At 60.3% G+C, this 3,639-nt stretch carries 3 protein-coding genes; 1 reads left to right on the top strand and 2 read right to left on the bottom strand.

Translation table 11 applies throughout. The annotated features are described in order from the left end of the window. The first annotated feature begins 177 nt into the window (after window positions 1-177). Window positions 178-1,269 (top strand): hypothetical protein, encoded by a 1,092-nt coding sequence (locus WBB85_RS06415; protein ID WP_432637796.1) that lies wholly within the window; start codon window positions 178-180, stop codon window positions 1,267-1,269. A gap of 64 nt (window positions 1,270-1,333) precedes the next feature. Here the strand turns inward: WBB85_RS06415 and pncB are convergent, their stop codons facing one another. Both pncB and pncA read right to left on the bottom strand, forming a co-directional pair. Next, entirely contained in the window at window positions 1,334-2,626 is a 1,293-nt protein-coding gene (pncB, locus tag WBB85_RS06410) for a nicotinate phosphoribosyltransferase (protein ID WP_432637795.1), read from the bottom strand. A gap of 1 nt (window position 2,627) precedes the next feature. Next, window positions 2,628-3,236, bottom strand: a complete 609-nt coding sequence (pncA, locus tag WBB85_RS06405) for a bifunctional nicotinamidase/pyrazinamidase (protein ID WP_432637794.1) — start codon at window positions 3,234-3,236, stop codon at window positions 2,628-2,630. Window positions 3,237-3,639 lie beyond the last annotated feature (403 nt).

Raw genomic sequence — 3,639 nt, 5'->3', positions numbered from 1 at the left:
GTCTAACAAGAGTGCAGGCCCGGATCATGTGACTTCATCATGGCCCTGATGGGTTGATTCTGGTATAGTCGTATAGCGCTTACCGAGTACTTGAGCACAATCATACCGTGCGGATCGCATTTTCGATCCGGCGATGCGCAGACCATTTCGGGAAGGGTAATTTTATAGGAGGTCGTTATGACGAAAGACATGAATCCGTGGACCAAAGCCCAGGAAACCGCCGGCAAGAAGGTTGCCGACAACTGGGCCGGTTTCGCTAAAAAGCAAGCTGGAGAGCCTGACGCCAAGCGCTTTCAGTCCATTGAGTCTACCGCCCGTGTGACTGAGGTGCAGGAAAAGCACGAGGCCGAGCTGATGGCGATGGACAACGTCGTGGGCGTGGCCTGCTCGCACAAGATGAAGGGTACGACACTAAAGGACGTGGCAAGTCTGACAGTCTATGTCAACGAGAAGAAGAAGACCGCCGACCTTGCCAAATCTGCAACGGTGCCACCTGAAATCAACGGTGTGCAAACCGATGTTGTCGAAGTGGGTGATATCCGGGCGCTGGCCTTCAACACCAGCGTCCGTCCGGCACTGCCGGGCTATTCCATTGGCCATTACAACATCACGGCGGGAACGTTTGGTGCGTTAGTCCGCGATGTTCGCCGGTGCTGCGACCACCATCATCATCACCACGATTGTTGCTGTGGCGGCGGAAAGGATTGCGACAGCGATATCCTGATCCTGTCCAACAACCATGTGCTGGCCGATGTGAACAAGGCGAGACCCGGCGACAAGATCCTGCAGCCGGGCCCGGTTGATGGTGGTGTTTTTCCGTCCGACACCATCGCGACCTTCGAGCGGACCGAAGAAATCGTCTTTGGCGCCAATGGCTACAACCTGATCGACGCAGCACTTGCCCGCCCGACCGATGCGCGCAATGTGACCGCCTCGTTCATCGGTGCGGCGGCGCCCACCGGGGTCGGTCAAGCCCTGCCCTTGATGAATGTGCTGAAGGTCGGACGCACCACAATGGTCACCGCCGGTGTCGTGCAGGCGACGAATGCGACGGTGGCGGTCAATTTCGGTGCTGATGGCGTTGCCGTCTTCCGCCATCAGATCATCACGACGGCGATGTCGGCGGGCGGCGACTCGGGCAGCCTCTTGATGGATTTCGATCTGAACGGTGTCGGGTTGCTCTTTGCAGGCTCGCCCTTTGTGACGATCCACAACCATCTTCTGGATGTACAGAACACTTTGGGCGTTGAACTGGTGACCACACGCTGAGTGTTCTTAACCCGGCGCGCCTTCCTCCCCGGCGCGCCGGGTTTCCGGTCTGACCTGAAACGCCTTAGACGATCACGTCCATTTCTTCCTGCTGCCCGACGCCGAAAACCCGCTTGTAGCGGTCGATCTGGTCGGCCGGGCCCATCGCCTTGTTGGGATTGTCCGACAGCTTTACGGTCGGCTGCCCGTTCGCCGACACTGCCTTGCAGACAAGGCTGAAGGGCGCGAGCCCGTCATCGGGCGCGAAACCCCGGAAGTCGTTGGTCAGCAGCGTGCCCCAACCGAAGGACACCTTCACACGACCTGCGAATTGCGCGTGCAATTCAGCAATCTTTTCGACATCAAGCCCGTCGGAAAAGATCACCAGCTTCTGCGTCGGATCCTCTCCCCTCGCTTTCCACCAGCGGATCGCATATTCCGCCCCGGTTGCGGGGTCGCCGCTGTCGATGCGGATGCCAGTCCAGCCCGCCAGCCAGTCGGGCGCGCGTTTCAGGAAGCCTTCGGTGCCGTAGGTGTCGGGCAGGATGATGCGCAGGTTGCCCGAATGCTCCTCGTGCCAGTCAGCAAGGACCTTATAGGGCGCTTCGGCCAGTTCCGCGTCGGTTTCAGCCAGGGCGGAATAGACCATGGGGAGTTCATGGGCATTTGTACCGATCGCCTCGATATCGCGGCGCATGGCGATGCGGCAGTTCGACGTGCCGACAAAGGCGTCGCCCAACCCTTCAATCATCGCCTGCACGCACCAGTCCTGCCAAAGGAAGCTATGCCGCCGCCGCGATCCGAAATCGGCGATCTTCAGCCCGTCGATGCCGCGCAACCGCTCGATCTTTTCCCAAAGACGGGTCATTGCACGGGCATAAAGGACCTGAAGCTCGAACTTGCCCATTGTCGCCAGCACGGCGCGCGAGCGGAGTTCCATCAGGATCGCAAGTGCCGGAATTTCCCACAGCATGACCTCGGGCCATTTGCCTTCGAAGGTCAGTTCGTACTGGTCGCCCTTGCGCTCCAGCTCATAGGGCGGGAGCCGCAGGTTCTCGAACCATTCCATGAAGGAAGAGGAAAACATCTGCCGCATGCCATAGAAGGTATTACCGCGCAGCCAGGTGCTTTCCCCGCGTGAAAGCGAGAGCGAGCGCACATGGTCGAGCTGTTCGCGCAGCTCGCCTTCGTCGATCAGATCGGCAAGCGGAATACGGGTGGAGCGGTTGATCAGCGAGAAGCGGACGATGGTGTCGGGCTTGTTGCGCAGCACCGATTGGCACATCAGCAGCTTGTAGAAGTCGGTGTCGATCAGCGACCGGACGATCGGGTCGATCTTGAAATTGTGGTTGTAGACCCGCGTGGCGATATCGATCATGTCAGGCCTCCAGCCGCACGCCAGCGGCGCGCATGTCATCGCGCGCGGCGGCAAGCGACCCGTCAAGATCGATGGCACGGCAGGCGCCTTCGAGGACGGTGACGGCAAAACCCAGTTTTGCGGCGTCGATGGCCGAATAGGCGACACAGAAATCGGTGGCGAGGCCGACAAGCGTCAGGTCGGTGACCCCGCGCGTTTTCAGATAGCCTTTCAGCCCGGTCGGGGTTTCATGATCATTCTCGAAGAAGGCCGAATAGCTGTCGATGGACGGGCGGAAGCCCTTGCGGATGATCAGGTCGGCCGGATCGGTCCGAAGTTCCTTATGGAAGGCAGCACCTGCGGTGCCCTGTACGCAATGCGTGGGCCAGAGCACCTGCGGCCCGTAAGGCATCTCGGTCAGACTGAAGGGTGCGGCACCGTCGTGGTTCGCGGCGAAAGAGGCGTGATCGGCCGGGTGCCAGTCCTGCGTCAGGACCTTGACGGCAAACTCACCCATCAACGTGTTGATCCGGGGAATGATGGCGTCGCCCTCGGCGACGGCCAGCGCACCGCCCGGACAAAAATCGTTCTGCACGTCGATGACGATCAGGGCATGACTCGTATCGCGCATATGGCCTCCGCTGCTGCCTTTCCTGATGCGTAAGCAGCGGGGCCGGGCGCGTCAACCGGCGGATTGTCTGCGGATCGTGGCGTGATCCTTACCATCGCATGCGCTTTTGGATCGTACCCGTCCGCTGACCGGCGTGTATCCGTGCTTGGCAAACGCGTGGTTTTGATGCCTTTCCATACGGGTGTGAGGGTTGCGGACTGCCCAACGCTTTGATATCTGCCCGCTCCTTCATTCATTCAGGCAGGTTAACCCATGTCCCCCGCAATCGGCATCGATTTCGGTACGTCAAACACCGCCGCTGCCATCCTGCGGGACGGTGACGCGCGGATCGTGCCACTGGAAGCGGGGCAGGAGACGCTGCCGACGGCGATCTTCCTCGACTACGCCGCGCGCAGCACTGTCT

This window comes from Albidovulum sp., from assembly GCF_049646345.1.
Lineage (GTDB): Bacteria > Pseudomonadota > Alphaproteobacteria > Rhodobacterales > Rhodobacteraceae > Albidovulum.
Note: the sequence above shows the minus strand (reverse complement) of the source record. Positions and strands in the feature narration are given on the sequence as shown.

Excerpts from the sequence above, each read along its gene's own strand:
- WBB85_RS06415 (WP_432637796.1), top strand. The coding sequence starts at position 178 with ATGACGAAAGACATGAATCCGTGGACCAAAGCCCAGGAAACCGCCGGC.
- pncA (WP_432637794.1), bottom strand. The coding sequence starts at position 3,236 with ATGCGCGATACGAGTCATGCCCTGATCGTCATCGACGTGCAGAACGAT.
- pncB (WP_432637795.1), bottom strand. The coding sequence starts at position 2,626 with ATGATCGATATCGCCACGCGGGTCTACAACCACAATTTCAAGATCGAC.